Origin of the sequence: Myxococcus xanthus (assembly GCF_013116825.1) — a bacterium.
Lineage (GTDB): Bacteria > Myxococcota > Myxococcia > Myxococcales > Myxococcaceae > Myxococcus > Myxococcus xanthus_B.
This window is the reverse complement of the sequence record NZ_JABFNS010000239.1, coordinates 1-5,997: the sequence shown is the minus strand read 5'-3', so window position 1 is coordinate 5,997 and position 5,997 is coordinate 1. Positions and strand designations below refer to the sequence as shown.

The following is a 5,997-nucleotide window of genomic DNA, read 5'->3' as shown; positions in this document are numbered from 1 at the left end:
CGTGTGGGCGGGGGGCGGAGCGGGAGGCGACCTCCGGAGCGCCATGACGGCCCAGTTCGCGGATGGGCAGGCATACCAGGACCGGGTGGTGGTGATTGCCTTGGACGCCCAGGCGCCGATAGGCGTCGGGATTCAGCACGGCTGGTATCCATACGGCCCTCCGACCCAGGTCACGAAGGCCCACGGCGCGACCGCCATCGAGCTCGATTACGAGAGCGCGTTCGAGGTCTACCGGCGCACGGCCGCGAGCCGCGGAGACGCGCTGGACGTGCAGGGCTTCGCCCGCTTCGCGATGACCCACCCGCTGGGGATTCCCCAGGCCAATGGAGAGTTCGTGATTCGCGAGCCAATCTCCATCGGCCCCGACGGCTCGGTCCGCTGCGTCGCTGAGATACCTGATGGCTCGTTGGTCCGAGTGATGGAAGGAGCGCGCGCGGACCTGTTGGACGCGGCCGAGGGCGCGGCCACCCTGGCCCGGAAGGGAACCCCTGGCGCGCTGGGCGGCGCGGTCGTGTTCGATTGCTTCTCCCGCTACCCCATCCTGGGCGAGGAAATCCGGGACGAGCTCTCACGCGTCCAGGAGGCGCTCGGGGAGGCCACTCCGCTCGTGGGCTGTCTGACCCTCGGCGAGGTGGGGGCCATGGGAGGTGGCGTTCCGCAGTTCCACAACAAGACGGTGGTGGTGCTCGCCCTTCCAGGGTGATGGGACGAGGTCGGACATGGCGGACCCCCGCGAGGACGAGGACCGGAAGCTCACCGAGGAGCGACTCGCGCTGCTGAGCGTGCTCCAGGAGCTCACCGTCGCGGCGCTCGACCTCTTCGACCCGAGCAAGCCCACGGACGCCTTCATGGACCGTGTCGCGGAGCGCCTGGGGTGCATGGTCGCGCTCTGGGTCCAGGTGGACGCGCGGGGGCAGGTCATCCTTCAGGGCGCGAGTGGGCTCTCCGCTGCGTCCCGCCAGCTTCCGATTCCCGCCCGCGCTGAGCCCGGAGGACAGAAAGGGCCCGCCGAGGTGAACCTGCCCTTTCCGGAGCTGGAATTGCCGGGGCTCGTGCGCTGGTCCATTCCAATCATCGGGGCGGACGCGGCGCACAGCGCCAGCGCGCTGCTGCTGTACTTCGACCGCGAGCCGCAGCTGCCGCGACATTACCGGGGCATGGTGGAGCGCCTCGGCGGCGTCCTCCGTACCGCGCTCATGCACCGGCAGCTCTTCACCCGCATCCTGGAGAGCGAGCGCGCGCTCCACCAGCAGAAGACGCTGCTGGAGTCCCTGAGCGAAGCCTCCGACGAAGGCATCCTCATCTCCACCCAGGAAGGAAGGACGCTCACACACAACCGCCGCCTCGCGCAGATGTGGGGGCTGAAGGAGGAGCGGATGCCCGCCTCCTATGAGGCATGGGTCCGTGCGGCGGCGGAGCTCGTGGAGGAGCCTGCCCGGTTCACGGCGCGCGCATCCTTCTTCATCGAGCACCGCGACGCGTCGGGGCACGACGAGCTTCGGCTCGAGGATGGGCGGATATTCGAGCAGTACGACGCCCCGGTGGTGAGTGCGGACGGCGTCTACTATGGGCGGGCCGTCTACTTCCGGGACGTCACCGCTCGGCGGCGCATGGAGCGGGACCTCCAGCACGAGCGGGACTTCAGCTCGGCGGTCCTGGATACGGCCCGCGCGCTGTTCATCGTCCTGGATGTGGAGGGCCGGATCGTCCGCTTCAACCGTGCCTGCCAGGAGATGACCGGCTACTCCTTCGAGGAGCTTCGCGGCGCGCGGTTCTGGAAGCAGCTCCAGGCCCCGGAAGAAGCGGCGCGGGTCGAGCGGGACTTCGCCCAGCTCTCCGCGGGCCAGGGGCACGAGGAATACGAGAGCTACTGGCTCACGCGAGCGGGAGAGCGCCGCCTCATCGCATGGTCCAGCAACATCCTCCGCAGCCCGACGGGAGCGGTTGAGTACATCATCGGCACGGGCATCGACATCACCGAGCAACGCCGGGCCGAGCGGGAGCGAGACCAGACCTTCCTGCGTGAGCAGCAAGCGCGGACCCGCGCCGAGGAGCAGGAAGGACGTTCCGCGTTCCTGGCGGAAGCCTCGGGACTGCTCGCGGGCTCGCTCGCCCCCGAGGACGCGCTGCGAAACGTGGCGGCGCTCACCGTCCAGCGGTTCGCGGACTGGTGCGCGGTCGACCTGCTGGACAACGACCATTCCCCCCAGCGAATCGCGGTGGCCCAATCCCAGACACTGCTGCCCCCGTGGCCCGCGAAGGACGCCCACGCGCCACCGGACCTCAATGCCACGCACGGCCCCGGGCGGGTGCTCCGCCGCGGCGAGCCGGAGTCCTGCCTGGAGGGTTGCGGCTCCGCTGCCCTCGAATGCGGCGGCCTTGAGTTCCAGTCCTGGCTGTCGGTGCCGCTGCTCGCGCGTGGCCGGACGCTCGGCGCGCTCACCCTCGCCCGGATGGATGACGGGAGCCGCTATGGCCTGGCCGAGCTCACCGTCGCGCAGGAGCTGGCCCGCCGCGCGGCCATGGCCGTGGACAACGCCCGGCTCTATCGGGAAGCCCAGCAGGCCATTGGCCTTCGTGATGAGTTCCTCTCCGTTGCCTCCCACGAGCTGAAGACCCCGGTCACCTCCCTCCAGTTGTCCGTGCAGGGCCTGCTGCGCCGCGCCCGGTCGGGAGCGCTCCGCACCGCGTCAGCGGAGACCGTGACCCAATCGGTCGAAGGCATCGAACGCCAGGCGATGCGAATGGCGAAGCTCGTCAACACGCTGCTCGATGTCTCGCGCATCCATGCCGGGCGGCTCGAACTCGAGTTGGAGGAAGTGGACCTGGCCGCGCTGGTCCGAGACATCGCGGCACGCTTCGCCCCCGAGCTGACCCTCTCCGGCGCCACGCTCCAGGTTCATGCCCACACGCCGATGACAGGGCTCTGGGACCGGTCGCGGCTCGACCAGATTGTCACCAACCTGCTCTCGAATGCCATCAAGTACGGCGAGGGCAAGCCCATTGAAATCCAGGTCGGCGGAGACGCCAGGACCGCCCTCCTGGAAGTGAGGGACCAGGGAATCGGCATCCCGGAGGGACAACAGGCGTTGATCTTCCGGGCCTTCGAGCGGGCGGTGTCCTCGCGCCACTACGGAGGGCTGGGCCTGGGCCTCCACATCGTCAGCCAGCTCGTCGAACGGCTGGGAGGGGCGGTCCGGGTCCAGAGCGAGGCGGGACGCGGCGCCACCTTCACGGTCGCGCTTCCACGCAGCGGACCCGCCGCGCCTCGGCCGGCTCCGGCGGACATGCACCTGGACGTGAACCATGCCTGAGTGCGCGCTCGCGCCCTCCCGTGCCTGGCGCCGCGCTCTCGTCCGCTGAGAGGCCACTGGCGCGTCGCTGTCCGTCCTCGCCGCTGGACGGTTCTCACATCCGCGCACGGTGTGCGGAGAGCCCCCCGAGGAGAACACCGCTGGCACGCCGGCTGCTCAAGCGCTCCCCGACCTCAGGCGGTCAAGCCGACGAGGCAGCCGCGCCGTGGTGGCGCGATGCGGAGCGTGGAGGTGGATGATGCTGACGGCGGGTAAGCGACTGGCGGTCTTCTCCATTCGCGAGGGCAAGGGCGGGAGCATCTGGGTGCGGGCGGGGAGCGCCTTCGTGAACAAGGACGGCTCACTCAACGTGTTGCTGGACGTGCTGCCGCTGGACGGGAAGCTGCACGTCCGCGAGGCGGCGGAGAAGCGCGACACGGCGGGAATGAGCGGCGGCCGTTACGCGGGCGAGCTGGGGCTGGACGCGGCGCCGGTGGGTGGCCACTCGTGAGGGCGCTGTGCGCGGTGGTGGTGGGCCTGCTCTTGTGCGGGCCCGGGGTGGCGGAGGCGGCGAAGCTGCGCACGCAGCACACGGGGACGGTCAACCTCAACGAGGCCAGCGCGGCGGAGCTGGATTTGCTGCCGGGCGTCGGTGAGAAGGCGGCGCAGCGCATCATCGCGCACCGCCAGAAGCGGCCTTTCAAACGCGTGGAGGAGCTGGTGCGCGTGAAGGGCTTCGGCAAGAAGAAGTTCCTCAAGCTCAAGGCGCACCTGGCGCTGAGCGGGCCCACGACGCTGCGAGTCGAACAGGTGCCCGCCCCTCCTGAGAGAAAGGAGGTGAGCGCGACGAACGACTGAGACTGAAAGCTCCGACAATGGGGGGCCGCCGCCCGGGATTTCTCTCGTGGCCTGGCGCGGCGGCCCTGTCGAGGACGGGCCCATGAGGGGCAAACAGGGGAGCGCCCCTTGGGAGCGGTAGCCATCCTGGAGTGGATTGGTACCATCCGCCGCCATGAACCGACGCCTGACGAACCTGCTCACCGCGCTGCCCGTCACCGCCGCGCTGGTCGCTCCGCCCGTGCTCGCCTGCACCAGCATGCTGGTCTCCAAGGGAGCCACGGCGGATGGAGCCACCTTCATCACCTACGCCGCGGACGCGCACGAGCTGTACGGCGAGCTGTACTTCACGCCCGCGCGCCGCCACGCGCCGGGCGCCATGCGCGACATCATCGAGTGGGACACCGGCAAGTTCCTGGGCCGCATCCCCCAGCCCGCCGCGACGTATTCGGTGGTGGGCAACATGAACGAGCACCAGCTCTCCATCGGCGAGTCCACGTTCGGCGGCCGCGAGGAGCTGGCGGGGCCCGCGGGCATCATCGACTACGGCTCGCTCATGTACATCGCGCTGGAGCGCGCGAAGACGGCGCGCGAGGCCATCCAGGTGATGACCACCCTGGTCGCCGAGCACGGCTATGCCTCCACCGGTGAATCGTTCTCCATCGCCGACCCGAAGGAGGCCTGGCTGCTGGAGATGATTGGCAAGGGCAAGGGCGAGAAGGGCGCGGTGTGGGTGGCCCGCAAGCTGCCCGACGGGTACCTCTCCGCGCACGCCAACCAGGCGCGCATCGGCACGTTCCCGCAGACCGAGAAGCAGACGACGTTCTACTCGCCGGACGTCATCTCCTTCGCCCGGGCGAAGGGCTGGTTCAAGGGCGCGGACAAGGACTTCAACTTCGCGGAGACGTACAACCCCATCGACTTCGGCGGGCAGCGGTTCTCCGAGGCGCGCGTGTGGAGCATCTTCCGGCGCGCGGCGCCGTCGATGAAGCTGGGCGCGGAGTACGCGGACGGCGCGGCGCCCCAGAAGCGGCTGCCGCTGTGGGTGAAGCCGGACAAGAAGCTGTCCGTGCAGGACACCATGGCGCTGATGCGAGACCACTTCACGGGCACGCCGCTGGACATGACGAAGGACGTGGGCGCGGGCCCCTACGCGGCGCCGTACCGCTGGCGGCCGATGACGTGGGAGGTGGACGGCAAGCAGTACGTCCACGAGCGCGCCATCTCCACGCAGCAGACGGGCTTCTCCTTCGTCGCGCAGATGCGGGACTGGCTGCCGGCGCCCATTGGCGGCGTGCTCTGGTTCGGCGTGGATGACACCTTCACCACCGTCTACACGCCCATGTACGCCGGCATCCGGCAGGTGCCGCGCAACTTCGCGCAGGGCGTGGCCAGCCGCGGAGAGTTCTCCTGGGACTCCTCCTTCTGGGTGTTCAACTGGGTGTCGAACCAGGCCTACGGGCGCTGGAGCGACATGGTGAATGACGTGCAGAAGGAGCAGGGCGCGCTGGAAGGCCAGTTCCTCGCGGACCAGGCCGACATCGAGAAGCGCGCCCAGGAGCAGTTCAAGCGCAGCCCCGAGGAGGCGCGCCAGTACCTCACCGACTACTCGCTCCAGCAGGGTGAGAAGGTCCACACCCGCTGGCGCAAGCTCGGTGAGACGCTGCTCGTGAAGTACATCGACGGCAACGTGCGCGATGAGATGGGCAAGGTGAACCATCCCAAGTACCAGGAGGCCTGGTACCGGCGCATCGTCCAGGAGAATGGCAAGGCCCTGCAGATGCCCGCCAAGCCCGCGGAGCCCGCCGCCGCTCCGGCACCGGCGCCCGCCCCTGCCCAGAAGCCGGCGCCCAAGCCCACCGTGGCC

Annotated in this window: 5 protein-coding genes; all 5 read left to right on the top strand. The window is 69.5% G+C overall.

Annotated elements, in window-relative coordinates:
- On the top strand, positions 1-703 hold a 703-nt coding region (locus tag HNV26_RS36525; RefSeq protein ID WP_171453008.1), incomplete at its 5' end, for an FIST signal transduction protein.
- Between the two features lie 16 nt (positions 704-719).
- Positions 720-3,314: a PAS domain-containing sensor histidine kinase gene (locus tag HNV26_RS36520; protein ID WP_171442447.1), complete on the top strand. Its 2,595-nt coding sequence runs from the start codon at positions 720-722 to the stop codon at positions 3,312-3,314.
- A 238-nt stretch (positions 3,315-3,552) separates the two neighbouring features.
- Positions 3,553-3,804 carry a hypothetical protein gene (locus HNV26_RS36515; RefSeq protein WP_171410524.1) on the top strand — a complete coding sequence of 84 codons (252 nt, stop codon included), beginning with the start codon at positions 3,553-3,555 and terminating at the stop codon, positions 3,802-3,804.
- Positions 3,801-4,151, top strand: coding sequence for a ComEA family DNA-binding protein (locus HNV26_RS36510; RefSeq protein WP_090488214.1), 351 nt, complete (start codon positions 3,801-3,803; stop codon positions 4,149-4,151). Before HNV26_RS36515 ends, HNV26_RS36510 begins: the two co-directional genes overlap by 4 nt.
- A gap of 154 nt (positions 4,152-4,305) precedes the next feature.
- On the top strand, positions 4,306-5,997 hold a 1,692-nt coding region (locus HNV26_RS36505), incomplete at its 3' end, for a dipeptidase (protein ID WP_171453007.1).